Source organism: Corallococcus caeni, assembly GCF_036245865.1.
Classification (GTDB): domain Bacteria; phylum Myxococcota; class Myxococcia; order Myxococcales; family Myxococcaceae; genus Corallococcus; species Corallococcus caeni.
Genome location: NZ_BTTW01000001.1, coordinates 510,761 through 525,844, shown reverse-complemented (window position 1 = coordinate 525,844; position 15,084 = coordinate 510,761). Strand labels below are relative to the sequence as shown.

The following is a 15,084-nucleotide window of genomic DNA, read 5'->3' as shown; positions in this document are numbered from 1 at the left end:
CGACAGTCCGCGTCCGCCTTTTTCAGGCGGACCACTCCAGCATCCGCCGCAGGGGCGCCAGCGCCGCGTGCTGCAGGTCCGCCGGCAGCACCAGCTCCGGGGTCCGGTCCTTCATGCACCGGTAGAGCTTCTCCATCGTGTTGAGGCGCATGTACGGGCACTCGTTGCACGCGCACCCGTTGTCCGGCGGCGCCGGGATGTACGTCTTGCCCGGCGCGGCCTTCTTCATCTGGTGGAGGATGCCCGCCTCCGTCACCACGATGAACTTCTGCTTCGGGCTCTTCACCACGTAATCCAGGATGGCCTTGGTGGAGCCGATGAAGTCCGCGTGCCGCAGCACCTGCTGCTCGCACTCCGGGTGGGCCACCACCTCCGCGTCCGGGTGCTCCACCTTCAGCCCCACGAGCTTCTTCTCGCTGAAGATTTCGTGGACGATGCAGCTGCCCGGCCACAGCACCATGTCGCGGCCCGTCTCCTTCATCACGTGCCGGCCCAGGTGTTGATCCGGCGCGAAGAGGATGGGGCGGTCCTTCGGAATCTGGTTCACGATGCGCACGGCGTTGGACGACGTGCAGATGACGTCGCTCATCGCCTTCACCGCGGCGGAGCTGTTCACGTACGACACCACGAAGGCGTCCGGGTGCTTGTCCTTGAACGCCTTGAAGGCCGCGGGGGGGCAGCGGTCCGACAGCGAGCAGCCGGCCTTGAGGTCCGGGAGCAACACCTGTCGGGTGGGATTCAGAATCTTCGCGGTTTCCGCCATGAAGTGCACACCGCAGAAAACGATGACGTCGGCCTCCGTCCGCGCCGCCGCCTGCGCCAGCGCCAGGCTGTCGCCGACGAAGTCGGCCACGTCCTGCACCTCGCTCTCCTGGTAGTAGTGCGCCAGGATGACCGCGTTCATGGAGCGCTTCAGCTCCCGGATGCCCGCCTCGTAATCGACCGTCTCGCCCATGGGGGGCCTCCTCGTCGCCCGCGCATTCTGTAACGGCGTCCGGGCCCCGGGGCCAGCGCGCGCGGCCGCACTGAGTCCGCGCGTCCTACCCACCAAGGGGTCCCGGTTGACCGCGCACCTTTAACCTATTCCGAAAAGTCCTCTCACCCCCGCGTACATCACCTAATCCGTGGGAGCAGGTAAAGTACGCGCGGGTTGTTCGCCGGCGGCTCACCGGGAAGGCGTCTCAGCGCGGAACCCGCTGGCAACAAGAGAGAGCACCTGGCTCGGGCACTCAAGACATGTGGATGGCGGGAACGGGGCGCGTGCGAGCCCCGCGTCGACGGGAATGGCGCCATGCACGGGCGCCGGTGTGGCTCTTGCGCGTCGGGAAAAATCCATGAGCGTGCCGACTCACGAAGTCCTCATCGTCCACCCCAACGAGCTGCGCCGCAACGCGCTGAAGTCCGCGTTGCGAGCACACCGGGTCTCGGTGGTGGGTTCACAGCTGGAGGCCACGCGGCGCATGGAGGCGTCCGTGCCCACGCTGATCATCGCGCCCGCGGACAACGCGCGCCGCTTCCTGCGCCACGTGGACCGCGCCGCGCCGGAGGCCGTCTGCGTGTTCGTCTGCGCGCGGTCGGATCAGCAGGGCCTGGAGGAGCTGGTGGAGACGGCCGCGGAGGGGCACGTCTTCAGCACGGTGGATGACGCGCTGAGCGAAGGCGAGCTGAGCATGCGCCTGCGCGACATCCTCCAGCTGCGCGCCTCCACGCGCGTGGTGCTGGACGCGGGGATGCGCGTGGACTTCCTGCTGCGCGACCGGCCCTTCAGCGCGGAGTGCCAGGACCTGGGCCACTTCGGCGCGGCGCTCCAGGTCCCCATGGACGCGTCGATGGGGGCCTTCCTTCCGGGCACGCCCCTGGACTCGCTGTCCATGGTGCGCGACGGCCGGCCCGTGCTGCACGTGGCGCGCGCGTACGTGCGCCACGCGACCCCCGTGCAGCAGGGGACGCACGCGTTCCTGCGCGTGGGCATCTCCTGGCGGCCCGCCGCGGACGAGTCCACGGCCGCCCCGCCGCGCACGCTGCGGGACGCGGTGGCGGTGCAGGCCGCGCTGCGCAAGGCGCTGCGGCGCGAGCTGCCCGTGTGGCTGCACCCGCCGGACAGCCACACGGCGCACTTCCGGCTGGAGTCCGCCACGGTGGAGGCCTGCGACGAGCGCGGCCTCCTGCGCGGGCGGGTGTCCGCGGCGCTGCCCGCGAGCGTGGGGGAGGTCGTCCACCTCGCCTTCGAGATGGGCGGCCAGCGCTACCGGGGCGTCACCAGCATGCTCCACGTGGGGCATGACGGCGTGGCCCTGGGCATGCCCCGCTCGCTGGCGGTGGAGAACCGGCGCGGGCAGCAACGCTTCCGCCCCAGCGCGCACCACCGCTTCCTCGTGCGCTTCACCTCGCCGTTCAGCGGCCAGCGCATCACCCGCGCGGTGCTGGACCTGGGCGCGCGCGGGTTCGCCTTCCCCATCGACGCGTCGTGCGAGGTGCTGCCGGTGGGCTCGCACCTGGACACCACGCTGCTCTTGCCGGACGGCTCGGAGGTGGCGTGCCGCGTGGAGGTGCGCTCGGCGGACGTCGTCCCCTTCGAGTCCCGGCATGATCAGCGCCTGCGCCCCTACCGCTGCGGCGTGCGCATCCTGGACATGCCGCGCGCGGTGCGCGACGCCATCGTGGACGCGTTCGTGTCCGCGCGGGCGCCCCAGGTGCGCGACGGCGCGGTGTTCCGCTTCCCGGACCTGTGGCGGATGATGGAGGCCGCCCACTACACCTTCCACCCGGACCACCCCTTCGGCGAGGAGTCCCGCGTGCTGCCCGTGCTGGAGGCCACGCACGAGCGGTTGGGCCGCGCGCGGGAGCTGGGGCGCTCGCTCGTCTTCACGGATTCACGGCGGCTGTTGGGCCACGTCAATGGCCTGCGCATGTACTCCGGCACGTGGCTGGTGCAGCACCTGGCCGTGATGCCGGGCTTCCGTCGCAGCGAGCAGATCTCCAGCGAACTCACGTCGCTCGCGGTGGAGGTGGGCGAGGCGATGGAGGACGTGGAGTTCATCCGCTACATGTGGCGCACCGACAACCGCTGGCCGCACCGGCTGGGCACGTGGCTGGCGCGCGTGCTGGAGGGGCAGGGGCTGTGCCACCTGCGCCAGTTCCACTACCTGCGCGCGGACCTGGAGGTGACGCCCGCCGTGGACGCGGCGGCGCTGCCCGCCGTGCGCGACGCGGGCCCGGAGGACCGCCAGTGGCTGGAGTCGTACCTGCGCCGCAGGGGGGAGATGGTGCGCCTGCTCAGCGAGGACCTGCGCGCGGACTCCAGCGCGGAGGCCGTCCTGGGCGAGCGCTTCCGGGCGGCGGGGCTGCACCGGGAGCGGCGGATGTTCGTGGTGGACGGCGACGCGGGGCCGCTCGCGCTGGCGCTCCAGGACGAGGCCACGCCGGGCCTGAGCCTCATCGAGGTCACCAACGGCTTCAACCTCGTGGTGCCGGACCGGGAGCACCCGCGCGCGAGGGACGCCGTGGCGGCGCTGACGCTGCGGTGCATGGCGCACGCGCGCGAGCGGGACCGGCGAGCGGCGCTGGGCCTGGTGGACGCGCTGGACGTGCCGGTGCTGCGCGAGCTGGGCTTCGTGGACCAGGGCCGCTTCTCCGAGTGGACCTTCCACCGCTCCATGGTGCGCCGCTGGTGCGAGGCCTGGCGCTCGCTCTTCGAACGGCAGCTGCCCATGCGGCGCACGAAGCGCCGGCCTCCCGTGCCGGCTCCGGCGCAGGCCCCGAACCAGGAGGCGCGGTGATGTACCTGATGGAATCCGCGGACGAGTCCCGCCGCCTCCTGGAGCAGGAGCAGTCCCAGGACACGCGCGCCATGCTGCACCGCACGGGCCTCAAGCCGGGGGACCGGGTGCTGGACGCCGGCTGCGGCCCCGGCGGCATCGCGGAGCTGATGGCTGAGGTGGTGGGGGAGGGCGGCCACGTCACCGGCGTGGACCTGCACGAGGGCCGCGTCGCGGAGGCCCGGGCGCGCAACGCCCACCGCCCGCGGCTGACGTTCCTCCAGGCGGACGTGCGCACCACGGGGCTGCCCGCGGACGCGTTCGACTACGCCTGGAGCCAGTACGTCTTCGAGTACCTGCCGGACCGGCACGCCGCGCTCGCGGAGCTCATCCGCGTGACGCGGCCCGGGGGGCGGGTGGTGGTGTCCGACATCGACGGGCTGGGCTTCCAGAACTGGCCCTTCCCGGAGCACCTGCGAGAAGGCACCCAGCGCATCGTGGAGGCCCTGGCGACGCGCGGGTTCGACCTGTACGTGGGCCGCAAGCTGTTCTCCGAGTTCCGCCGCGCGGGCCTCGCCGACGTGCGCGTGCACCTGATGCCCTTCTACCTCTGCGCGGGCGCCGCGGAGGACAGGTTGGTGCGCGACTGGAAGACGCGCTTCGAGGCCCTGGCGCCGGTGGGCGCGGCGGCCTTCGGCGGCCCGGCGGCCTACCAGTCGCACTGCGACGACTTCCTGGCGATGCTCGAGGACCCGGAGGGACTGAAGTACGCGGTGACGCTGGTCACCGAAGGAACGAAACCGTGACCCCTCGCCTGCCGGCGGTGAAGGTGCAGGACGTGTCACCGGACAACGCCCCCGAGGTGAGCGTCCGCGCCACGTCCACGCTGCTGCTCTACTTCGAGCACCGCTACGGCGCGGAGCGGCTGGCCAAGGTGTGGCGCGATCACGGGTTCACCCTGGGCCTGGACTACATGCGCCAGCCCACGAACTACGTCTCGCTGCGCTTCCTGGAGCGCGTGGCGGCGGCGCTGCGCGAGGAGTCCGGCGACTCGCGCTTCATGCGCGAGGCGGGCCTGTTCACCGCGTCACCGCAGGCGCTGGGCTTCGTCTTCTACATGCTGCGCGCCTTCGGCTCGCCCAAGGCCTGCTACAAGCAGACCATCGACTTCTCCCCCAGCTACAACCGGGTGGGGACGTTCGCGGTGGACCTGCTGGAGCACAAGCGGCTCAAGCTGTCCTACCGCAGCAGCATCCCGGAGCAGAACCGCAACATCTGCGAGCTGCGCATGGGCCAGTTCGCGTCCTTCCCCACCATCTGGGGCCTGGCGCCCGCGGAGGTGCGGGAGACGGAGTGCCAGGTGCTGGGCGGCGAGGCGTGCCGCTACCACCTGACCTGGACGGATCCGCCCACGCTCTGGGGCCACTACCTGGGCCTGCTGCTGGGCATGGTGAGCGGCCTGCTGGCCACGCACCTGGGCTGGGGTGACGCGCTCTTCTCCGTGACGTCGCTGGGCGTGGGCGGCTTCGCGCTGGGCGGCTGGTTGGACCGCCGGCGCGAAATCAAACGCAAGGACGAGCTGCTCGCGGCGCAGGCCCAGGCGAACATGGGCTCGCTGCGGGAGCTGCAGCAGCGCTACGACGAGGTCTTCGGCAGCAACGTGGCCCTGGAGGACCGCGTGGTGGCGCGCACGCGCGAGCTGTCGGAGGCGAACGCGAAGCTGGAGACGGCGCTCGCCAAGCAGCGTGAGCAGGACCGGCTGAAGACGGAGTTCTTCGACAACGTGAGCCACGAGCTGCGCACGCCGCTCACGCTCATCCTGCTGTCCCTGGATGCGCTCCAGAAAGAGCCGGAGTCGCTGCCCACCGTGGTGCGGCAGCACCTGGTGACGCTGGACCGGAGCACGCAGCGGCTCCTGCGCCTCATCGACAACCTGCTCAACCTGGCCCAGCTGGAGGCGGGCAAGGTGCGCCTGCGCTACCAGCCGCTGGAGCTGCACGCGTTCCTGTCGTCGCAGCTGTTGCCCTTCCGCACCGTGGCGGAGAAGCAGGGGCTCACCCTCGTTCTGGAGGGCGGGCCGGTGTCCCCGGTGCACGTGGACGCGGAGCGGATTGAAGGCGTGTTCCACAACCTGGTCTCCAACGCGCTCAAGTTCACCCCGGCCGGCGGCACCATCGCGGTGCGCGTGCGCGAGGACGACACGGACGTGCACGTGGAGGTGGTGGACACCGGGCAGGGCATGGCGCCCGCGGACCTGGCCGTCATCTTCGACCGCTTCGCCCAGGCGGACACGTCCGGCACGCGGCGCTTCGGGGGCAGCGGCATTGGCCTCGCGCTGGTGAAGGAGACGCTGGAATTGCACTCGGGCGGCATCGAGGTGTCGAGCACGCCGGGGCAGGGCTCCAGCTTCCGCGTGCGGCTGCCCAAGGGCACCCAGCACCTGCGCGAGGATTTGCGCGAGCGCCGCGCCACGGACCTGCCCACGCGCCGCGAGCGCCGCAGCTCCGGCCGCTTCGCCACCGTGCTGGCCGCCACCGTCGCCGGGGCGCAGCGCCCCTCGGAGCCGCAGGACCACACGCGCGCGGACGCGAAGGCGCCGCGCATCCTGGTGGTGGAGGACGACGCGGAGATCCGCGCCTTCATCGCGGACATCCTCGCGCCGGGCTACCGCGTGCTGGAGGCCACCAACGGCGAGGAGGGCGTGCGCCGCGCGCTGGAGGAGCGGCCGGACCTGGTGGTGTCCGACGTGATGATGCCGGTGCTGTCCGGCCTGAACCTCCTGGTGCAGCTGCGCTCCCACGCGCAGACGGTGGACCTGCCCGTCATCCTGCTCACCGCGCGCCAGGAGGTGTCCGCCAAGGTGGAGGCCCTGGGCGCGGGCGCCAACGACTACCTGGGCAAGCCCTTCAGCCCGCGCGAGCTCTTGGCGCGCGTGGAGACGCAGCTGCGCCTGCGCGAGGCGGCCGTGCGCGCGGCGGAGAACGAGCGGCTGGCGGCCATCGGCCTGCTCACCTCCGGCTTCGCGCACGAGGTGCGCAACCCCCTCAACGGGCTGATGAACGCGCTCATCCCGCTCAAGGAGGTGGTCCAGGGGAAGCAGACCGGCGGCGACCCCAACCTGGGCCCCGCCATGCTGGAGGTGATGGAGGAGTGCGGCCAGCGCATCCGCCACCTGGCGGAGTCGCTCCTGTCCTTCGTGCGCACGGCGGAGAAGCCCGTGGCGGTGCGGTTGGATGCCGCGCTCGACTCCACGCTCAGCGTGCTGGGCTGGCGCATCCCGCCGGGCGTCGTGGTGGAGCGCTCGTACCAGTGCGCGGAGCCCATCTGGGGCGACCCGGGCACCCTCAACCAGGTGTGGCTCAACCTCCTGGACAACGCGGTGCGCGCGGTGGGCGACACCGGCCGCGTGCAGGTGGAGACGGCGCAGCAGGGCGACGAGGCGCTCGTCACCATCGTGGACACCGGCGTGGGCATCCGCCCGGAGGATCTGGAGCGGCTCTTCCAGCCCTTCTTCTCCACGCGCGCGGCAGGGGAGGGCACCGGCCTGGGCCTGGCGCTCAGCCGCCGCATCGTCCTGCAGCACGGCGGGCGCATCCTCATCACCAGCCAGATGGGCAAGGGCACGCGGGTGGAGGTCCGCCTGCCCCTGCGCCCGGCGCACGCGGAGCCCCTCGCCTCCACCCCCACCGCGGGTGCGAGCCGCGGCCGGTGGTCGCGGCGCATGGGCTGACGCGGCCGGCCACGAACGGGAGGGCGCGGGGGGCTGACGGGCCGCTCGCGCAGGGGGCGGGAATTCCCAAGGACGCGCGGTGTCCTCTGTCCTCGCTGAAGGCGTGACTCCTGTTACAGTCGCGCGACTTTTTCGTTCCCCCTCACAGACATCCGTTCGAGGAACTCACGGCATGCAAAGCACCGTCGCCGCGGGCGAGGCCCGCAAGGGGCATCCCCCGGGCCTGTATTTGTTGTTCGCCACCGAGATGTGGGAGCGCATGTCCTATTACGGCATGCGCGGCCTGTTGGTGCTCTTCCTCACCGACAAGGTGCGGGGCGGCTTTGGCTGGTCCACGGCGGATGCGCTGGGCCTCTACGGCACGTACACCGGCCTCGTGTACCTGACGCCGATTCTGGGCGGCTACATCGCGGACCGCTTCATCGGCCAGCGCAAGGCGGTGCTCCTGGGCGGCGTGCTGATGATCATCGGCCACCTGCTATTGGCGCTACCGGGCGTCTCCATCTTCTACGCGGGCCTGGGCTTCCTCATCATCGGCAACGGCTTCTTCAAGCCGAACATCTCCACCATGGTGGGCGGGCTGTACCCCGCGGGTGACGGCCGGCGCGACGGTGCCTTCACCATCTTCTACATGGGCATCAACCTGGGCGCCGTGCTGGGCAACTTCATCTGCGGCACGCTGGGCGAGCGCGTGGGCTGGCACTGGGGCTTCGGCTCCGCCGGCGTGGGCATGACCCTGGGCGTCATCACCTTCGTGCTGCTGGCGAAGCGGTACCTGGGCACCGTGGGCCTGGCGCCCGCGCCGCGCCCCACCGAGGCGCAGACGACGACGAAGGACGGCAAGCGTCACGCCTTTTCCCGCGACGAGTGGGACCGCATCATCGTCATCTTCATCATCGCGCTGTTCGTGGTCGCGTTCTGGACGGGCTTCGAGCAGGCCGGTGGCCTGATGAACCTCTACACGGACCAGAAGGTGGACCGCTCCATGTTCGGCTGGGAGGTGCCCACCACCTGGTTCCAGAACTTCAACTCCGTGTTCATCGTCACGCTGGCGCCGGTGTTCGCGATGGTGTGGAGCTCGCTGGCGGCGAAGGGCAAGGACCTGAGCATCCCGGTGAAGATGTCCCTGGGGCTCATCTTCCTGGCCGTGGGCTTCGCGTTCATGCTGGGCGCCTCCAAGGAGAGCGCGGCGGACGGCAAGGCGGCGGCGTGGTGGGTCATCATGGCGTACCTCTTCCACACCATGGGCGAGCTGTGCCTGTCGCCGGTGGGCCTCTCCATGGTGAGCAAGGTGGCGCCCCAGCGCGTCACCTCCGCGATGATGGGCGTGTGGTTCCTGGCGAACGCGGTGGCCAACAAGCTGTCCGGCGTGCTGGGCGGCTACTCGGAGAAGATGGGTGAGTTCAGCGTGTTCCTCACCATCGTCATCGGCGCGGGCCTGGCGGGCGTCATCCTGCTGTTCCTCGCCCCCATGCTGAAGCGGATGATGCACGGCACGGACGAGGTGACGGCCACGCCGGCGCCCACGCACCAGGAAGGCACCGTCCACCCGGCCACCTGAGCCAGGGGGCGTCCCCTTCGAAGCACGAACGCCGGAGCGCCCCCTGGGTGCTCCGGCGTTTTTCGTGGGGCCGTGCGTGCCCTGCACGCCCGCTTCCGCGTGAGTATCGATGCTGGAGCCCCATGCGGATCCAGATTGGAAAGAGCCGCTCACCGGATTGCGCCGTCGCCGCGCGGGAAGCGGGCCAGGAGGCGCTGCGCGGCGCGAACGCCGCCACCTTCGCCCTCGTCCTGTGCACGGACCAGTACGACGCGGTGGCGCTGGCGTCCGCGCTCCGCGAGGAGCTGGGGGATGTTCCCTGGGCCGGGTGCTGCGCGGCGGGCGTCTTCGCGGGCACCGAGCTCTTGCTCCAGGGGCTGGTCATCGCGCTCTTCCGCGGCGACGACTTCCTCGTCGGCGTGGGAATGGGCGGGCCGGTCAGCGAGCGCCCGAGAGCGGCCGGACGCGCCGCGGTGGCCGCGGCCGTCAGCACGCTGCCTCCCAAGCCGCCGGGATATCGTCGGGCGCTGATCGTCCTGCCGGACGCGCTGAGCGGCAACTCGACGGAGGTCGTGCGCGGGGCCCAGCAGGAAGCGGGCGCGGGCATCCGTTGGGCGGGGGGCGGAGCGGGAAACAACGCCCGGTTCGTCAAGACCGCCCAGTTCACGCACGGGCAGGCCTACCAGGACCAGGTGGTGGTGATTGCCTTTGATGCCCGGGAACCGTTTGGCGTGGGCATCCAGCACGGTTGGTCTCCGTATGGTCCTCCCTCGCAGGTCACGAAGGCCCGGGGCGCGACCGCCATCGAGCTCGACTACGAGAGCGCCTCCGAGGCCTACCTGCGCACGGCCGCGAGCCGGGGAGATGCCCTGGATGCGCGGAACCTCTCCCACTTCGCGATGACCCACCCGCTGGGGATTCCCCAGGCCAATGGCGAGTTCGTGATCCGTGACCCCCTGTCCGTCGAATCCGATGGTTCGGTCCGCTTCATGGCCGAGATTCCGGATGGCTCCCTGGTCCGGGTGATGGAGGGCAAGCGAACGGATCTGCTCGGCGCCGCGGCGGATGCCGCCGCCCAGGCCCGGGAAGCCACCCCTGGCCCGTTGGGCGGCGCGGTGGTGTTCGATTGCGTCTCCCGGTACCTCGTCCTGGGGGACGAGGTCCGGGACGAGCTTGCGAGGTTCCAGGCCGCGCTGGGCGAGGGCGTCCCGGTCGTGGGCTGTCTGACCCTGGGCGAGGTGGGGGCCATGGGAGGTGGGGTCCCCCAGTTCCACAACAAGACAGCGGTGGTGGTCGCGCTGCCTGGGTAAGAGGACGAGGTGGCGCATGGAGGAGCACGGCGCGGACGCGGACCACAAGCTCACCGAGGAGCGCCTCGCGCTGCTGAGCGTGCTCCAGGAGCTCTCCGTCGCGGCGCTCGACCTCCTGGACCCGGACAAGCCCGCCGACGACTTCCTGGACCGCGTCGCGGAGCGACTGGGCTGCGTGGTCGCCCTCTGGCTCCAGTCGGATGTGCGGGGACAGGTCGGTCTGCTGGGGGCGAGCGGACTGTCCATGGCCTCCCGCCAGCTCCCGATTCCGAGGCTGCTCCCCCGGCACCCACGGGAGCCAGGGCCCCTCCTGGTGGACCTGCCCTATCCGGAGCTGGCCTCGCCGGGGCTCGTGCGCTGGTCGGTGCCCATCGACGCCGCCGGACCTGGCGAGGCGCCCCCGGCCAGCCTGCTGCTGCTGTACTTCGATCGCGAGCCGCATCTGCCACGGCAATACCGGAGCATGGTGGAGCGGCTTGGCGGCGTGCTCCGCACCGCGCTCGTCCACCGGCAGCTCTTCGCGCGGACCCTGGACAGCGAGCGCGCGCTCCAGCACGAGCGGGACTTCAGCTCGGCGGTCCTGGACACGGCCCGCGCCCTGGTCATCGTCCTGGATCCCGAAGGCCGCATCATCCGCTTCAACCGGGCGTGCCAGGAGGTGACGGGCTACTCCTTCGAGGAGCTGCGCGGTGAGCGGTTCTGGGCGCGGCTGCTGCCGCTGGAAGAAGCGGCGCGGGTGGAGATGCACTTCGCCGTGCTCGCGGCGGGGCTGGGGCACGAGCAGTACGAGAGCCACTGGGTGACCCGGACGGGAGAGCGCCGCCTCATCTCCTGGTCCAGCAACGTCCTGCGAGGCGAGTCGGGAGCGATCGAGTACGTCATCGGCACCGGCATCGACATCACCGAGCACCGCCGGACCGAAGAGGAGCGCGACCAGACCTTCCAGCGCGAGCAGCAGGCGCGTGCCCGGGCCGAGGAGCAGGAGGGGAGATCCGCGCTCCTCGCCGAAGCCTCCGGGCTGCTCGATGGTTCGCTCGCCCCCGAGGATGCGCTGCGCAGCGTGGCCGCGCTGATCGTCCAGCGGTTCGCCGACTGGTGCGCGGTGGATGTCCTGGAAGGGATCCATGACTGCCAGCGGATCACCGAGGCCCGCTCCGAAGCGCTGCGCGCCACCTCGCCCGCGCGCGGCCTCCGGGAGGGACAGGACCCCTCCGAGGCCGTCGACTTCCCGTCCCGGATCTCCGTGCCGCTGCTCGCGCGGGAGCATGCGCTCGGCACGCTCACGCTCGCCCGCCTGGAGGGCAGTGGCCGGTATGGCCCGGCCGACGTCGCGCTCGCGCAGGAGCTGGCCCGCCGCGCGGCGATGGCCATGGACAACGCCCGCCTCTATCAGCAGGCCCAGCTGGCCATCGGCCTCCGGGACGAGTTCCTCTCCATCGCCTCCCATGAGCTGAAGACCCCGGTGACGTCCCTCCAGTTGTCGGTGCAGGGCCTGATGCGCCTGGCCCGGACCGGCGCGCTGCGGACCTCGCCGGCGGAGACCGTGACGCACGCGCTGGAGGTCATCGAGCGTCAGGCGAAGCGGATGGCGAAGCTCGTCAACACCCTGCTGGACGTCTCACGCATCCATGCCGGACGGCTGGAGCTGGAGTTCGAGGAGGTGGACCTCGCCGCGCTGGTCCGGGACGTCGCCGCGCGCTTCGCGCCGGAGCTGGCCACGTCGGGAACCCGGCTCGCCGTCCACGCCGACACGGCGGTGCCGGGGGTGTGGGACCGCTCGCGGCTGGATCAGATCGTCACCAACCTGCTCTCGAACGCCATCAAGTACGGCGAGGGCAGGCCCATTGAAATCCGCGTGGAGGGGGACGCCGTGATGGCCCGGCTGGAGGTCCGGGACCAGGGCATCGGCATCCCGCCGGAGCGGCACGCGCGCATCTTCCGGGCCTTCGAGCGCGCGGTGTCGTCCCGCAACTACGGGGGGCTGGGCCTGGGCCTCCACATCGTGAACCAGCTCGTCGAGCGGCTGGGCGGGTCCGTGTGGGTCGAAAGCGAGGCGGGGCGCGGGGCCACCTTCACGGTGGAGCTCCCACGCCAGGGGGCCCCCGCGGCCGCCGCCGCGGAGTCGACGGTGCAGCCGGGGCCCTAGGCCGGCTTCGGCTCCACCGCGGGGTTGCGTCCGTCCATGGGGGCCTGCGCGTCCGTCTGGTAGTAGTCCCGCACCACGTAGCGACGGGCCACCAGCGCCATGCCCACGCCGGCCGCCGCGGCCAGGGCCGCGTAGAAGAAGAACTGCGCGGAGCCCGTGAAGACGTTGAGCGCTGCGGCGATGGCCACCGCCACGTTCGCCAGCGTGTTCGTCACCAGCCACACGCTCTGGATGGTGCCCTTCATCTGCCGGGGGGCCTGCGTGTACGCGAACTCCAGGCCCGTGGTGGACACCAAAATCTCCGCCACCGTCAGCACGATGTACGGCAAGAGCTGCCAGGCGATGTTCAGCGTCGTCCCGCCCTCCATGGCCACCTGGAAGAAGCCCGCGATGACGAACGACGCGGCGCCGATGATGAGGCCCATGGGCATGCGCCGCAGCGGCGTCAGCTCCCAGCCCGCGCGCTGGAAGGCCGGGTACACCACGGCCGTGAGGAAGGGGATGAGCAGCATCACCAGCATGGGGTTGATGAACTGCATCTGGCTGGGCTGGAACACCACGCCGCCCACGTTGGGGTCCATGGACCGCGCCTGCACCACCCAGGTGGACGCCTTCTGATCAAACAGCATCCAGAAGAAGGGCACGAAGGGCAGCAGCAGCGCGGACACCCGGAACACCGCCTTCACGCCCTCCACCGCCTCCGCCGGGTGCTCCGCCTTCGCCTTGTCCAGCCAGGTGCCGCCCGCCACGTCCTTGCCCCGGAACGCGCTGCCCAGCACCTTGAAGAACGAGTGCGGGTTGGGGCCCGTGGGCGGCACCAGCACGTAGTGCTTGCGGCCCGCCCAGAAGATGACCGTCGCCAGGAACATCAGGATGCCCGGCACGCCGAAGGCGACCGCGGGTCCGTAGTTCTTCATGAGCAGCGGGACGAACAGCGACGCGAAGAACGAACCGAAGTTGATGGTCCAGTAGAAGATGGCGAAGACCTTCTTCACCAGGTGGCTGTTCTTCTCCGTGAACTGGTCCCCCACCATGGCGGAGACGCACGGCTTGATGCCGCCACTGCCAATCGCGATGAGCGTCAGGCCCGTGTAGAAGCCCGTGGCGTTGTCCTCGAAGAGCGCCAGGCACGCGTGCCCGCCGCAGTACACGAGGCTGAGCACGAAGATGGTGTGGAACTTCCCGAAGAAGCGGTCCGCCAGGTAGCCGCCGATGAGCGGGAAGAAGTACACCCCCGCCATGAACAGGTGCATCAGGCTCTTGGCCTGCGCCTCCCGCGCACCCGTCTCCGGCACGTGCGTGCGCAAGAGGTAGTCGATGAAGAACACCGTGAGGATGTTCCGCATCCCGTAGAAGCTGAAGCGCTCACAGGCCTCGTTCCCGATGATGTAGGGAATCTGGGGCGGGAAGCGCTGGGCGGTGGGGGCGGTCGAGGTCTCGGCCATACCCCCACCCTACCGCAGGACGGCGCCATCGAACGCGCCCAGCACGGCCGCCACGTTGTGGCCGATGTCCTCCACCGCGTAGCCGCCCTCCTGGACCAGCACCGTGGGGAGCCCCAGCCCGGCCAACTGCCCTCCCAGCAGCGGGAAGTGCTCCTTGCGCAGCTTGAACGCGCTGATGGGGTCGCCGTCGTAGGTGTCCACGCCCAGCGACACCACCAGTGCGTCCGCCCTGAAGGCCTGGATGGCCTCCCGCGCCGTGGCCAGCGCGGCGGAGTACCCGGCCCAGTCCGTGCCGCGCTGCAGCGGGAGGTTCAGCGTGTAGCCCTCGCCCCGGCCCGCGCCGCGCTCGTCGGCGTACCCGAGGAAGTAGGGGTACTCGGTGTCCGGCGTGCCGTGGATGGAGATGAACAGCACGTCGTCGCGCTCCCAGAAGATCTCCTGGGTGCCGTTGCCGTGGTGGTAGTCCACGTCCAGCAGCGCGACCCGCGCCTTGCCCGCGTCGCGCAGGCCCTGGGCCGCCAGCGCCGCGTTGTTGAGGAAGCAGTAGCCGCCGTAGGTCCCGCTCGCGGCATGGTGCCCTGGCGGCCGACACAGCGCGTAGGCCGCCCGCGCGCCCTCCGTCACGAGCGCCGCGGCGGTCATCGCGCAGTGCGCCGAGGCCAGCGCCGCCTCCCAGGTGCCAGACACGATGGGCGTCCCGGCGTCGAACGCGTAGTAGCCCATCGCGCCGTGGATACCGGAAGGCACGCGGTCCCGCCGCAGGCCGCGCGCCGGGAAGCCGCTCGGCAGCATGGAGCCGTCGCGCCCCTCCGCCCGCCAGCGCGGATAGGCCGTGCGCAGGAACTCGATGAAGCCCGCGTCGTGGATGTTCAGCAGGCGCTCCAGCGGGAAGTCGCGCGGCGGCAGCCAGGTGTGATGGCCCGCCGCCCGCAGCGCCTGCTCGATGAAGTCCACCCGCGCGGGGCACTCGTAGCAGGGCACCAACTGCCCGCGATGAAGCTCCACCCCGCCGTCATGCCCTGCGTGCAGGGCGCTGTGCACTACGTCCATCGAGCCATCCTCCCGTTCGCGAAGGGAGGACAGCGTAGGCAGGACTCCAGCAGCTCGTGACACGAACCTGGGCCTGGAAGTTCTCCGCGCGCGCGTGCCTCACGG

At 71.0% G+C, this 15,084-nt stretch carries 9 protein-coding genes; 6 read left to right on the top strand and 3 right to left on the bottom strand.

All coding sequences use genetic code 11. The features are described 5' to 3' along the window. Positions 1 to 22 precede the first annotated feature (22 nt). The gene (nadA, locus tag AABA78_RS02160; RefSeq protein ID WP_171420181.1) at positions 23 to 955 is read right to left on the bottom strand and encodes a quinolinate synthase NadA; all 933 of its coding nucleotides are present in this window, start codon (positions 953 to 955) and stop codon (positions 23 to 25) included. Between the two features lie 379 nt (positions 956 to 1,334). On the opposite strand from nadA, the gene AABA78_RS02155 reads away from it, so the two are divergent. The 6 genes from AABA78_RS02155 (at position 1,335) to AABA78_RS02130 (ending at position 12,484) form a co-directional block, all read left to right on the top strand. Then, positions 1,335 to 3,779 (top strand): PilZ domain-containing protein, encoded by a 2,445-nt coding sequence (locus AABA78_RS02155; RefSeq protein WP_338261403.1) that lies wholly within the window; start codon positions 1,335 to 1,337, stop codon positions 3,777 to 3,779. Next, positions 3,779 to 4,564: a methyltransferase domain-containing protein gene (locus tag AABA78_RS02150; RefSeq protein ID WP_338261402.1), complete on the top strand. Its 786-nt coding sequence runs from the start codon at positions 3,779 to 3,781 to the stop codon at positions 4,562 to 4,564. Before AABA78_RS02155 ends, AABA78_RS02150 begins: the two co-directional genes overlap by 1 nt. Beyond that, positions 4,561 to 7,488, top strand: coding sequence for an ATP-binding protein (locus AABA78_RS02145; protein ID WP_338261401.1), 2,928 nt, complete (start codon positions 4,561 to 4,563; stop codon positions 7,486 to 7,488). Before AABA78_RS02150 ends, AABA78_RS02145 begins: the two co-directional genes overlap by 4 nt. Before the next feature lie 172 nt (positions 7,489 to 7,660). Then, positions 7,661 to 9,049: a peptide MFS transporter gene (locus tag AABA78_RS02140; RefSeq protein WP_338261400.1), complete on the top strand. Its 1,389-nt coding sequence runs from the start codon at positions 7,661 to 7,663 to the stop codon at positions 9,047 to 9,049. A gap of 122 nt (positions 9,050 to 9,171) precedes the next feature. Next, a complete protein-coding gene (locus AABA78_RS02135) occupies positions 9,172 to 10,338 on the top strand; it encodes an FIST signal transduction protein (protein WP_338261399.1) in 1,167 nt (388 codons plus the stop codon). Positions 10,339 to 10,354: 16 nt separating this feature from the next. After that, the gene (locus AABA78_RS02130; protein ID WP_338261398.1) at positions 10,355 to 12,484 is read left to right on the top strand and encodes a sensor histidine kinase; all 2,130 of its coding nucleotides are present in this window, start codon (positions 10,355 to 10,357) and stop codon (positions 12,482 to 12,484) included. On the opposite strand, the gene AABA78_RS02125 is transcribed toward AABA78_RS02130, so the two are convergent. Further along, positions 12,481 to 13,929, bottom strand: a complete 1,449-nt coding sequence (locus AABA78_RS02125; protein WP_338261397.1) for a POT-type proton-dependent oligopeptide transporter — start codon at positions 13,927 to 13,929, stop codon at positions 12,481 to 12,483. The two genes, AABA78_RS02130 and AABA78_RS02125, sit on opposite strands and share 4 nt — an antisense overlap. A gap of 9 nt (positions 13,930 to 13,938) precedes the next feature. Beyond that, positions 13,939 to 14,979: a histone deacetylase family protein gene (locus AABA78_RS02120; RefSeq protein WP_338261396.1), complete on the bottom strand. Its 1,041-nt coding sequence runs from the start codon at positions 14,977 to 14,979 to the stop codon at positions 13,939 to 13,941. Positions 14,980 to 15,084: the final 105 nt, after the last annotated feature.

Excerpts from the sequence above, each read along its gene's own strand:
- nadA (WP_171420181.1), bottom strand. The coding sequence starts at position 955 with ATGGGCGAGACGGTCGATTACGAGGCGGGCATCCGGGAGCTGAAGCGC.
- AABA78_RS02155 (WP_338261403.1), top strand. The coding sequence starts at position 1,335 with ATGAGCGTGCCGACTCACGAAGTCCTCATCGTCCACCCCAACGAGCTG.
- AABA78_RS02150 (WP_338261402.1), top strand. The coding sequence starts at position 3,779 with ATGTACCTGATGGAATCCGCGGACGAGTCCCGCCGCCTCCTGGAGCAG.
- AABA78_RS02140 (WP_338261400.1), top strand. The coding sequence starts at position 7,661 with ATGCAAAGCACCGTCGCCGCGGGCGAGGCCCGCAAGGGGCATCCCCCG.
- AABA78_RS02135 (WP_338261399.1), top strand. The coding sequence starts at position 9,172 with ATGCGGATCCAGATTGGAAAGAGCCGCTCACCGGATTGCGCCGTCGCC.
- AABA78_RS02130 (WP_338261398.1), top strand. The coding sequence starts at position 10,355 with ATGGAGGAGCACGGCGCGGACGCGGACCACAAGCTCACCGAGGAGCGC.
- AABA78_RS02125 (WP_338261397.1), bottom strand. The coding sequence starts at position 13,929 with ATGGCCGAGACCTCGACCGCCCCCACCGCCCAGCGCTTCCCGCCCCAG.
- AABA78_RS02120 (WP_338261396.1), bottom strand. The coding sequence starts at position 14,979 with ATGGACGTAGTGCACAGCGCCCTGCACGCAGGGCATGACGGCGGGGTG.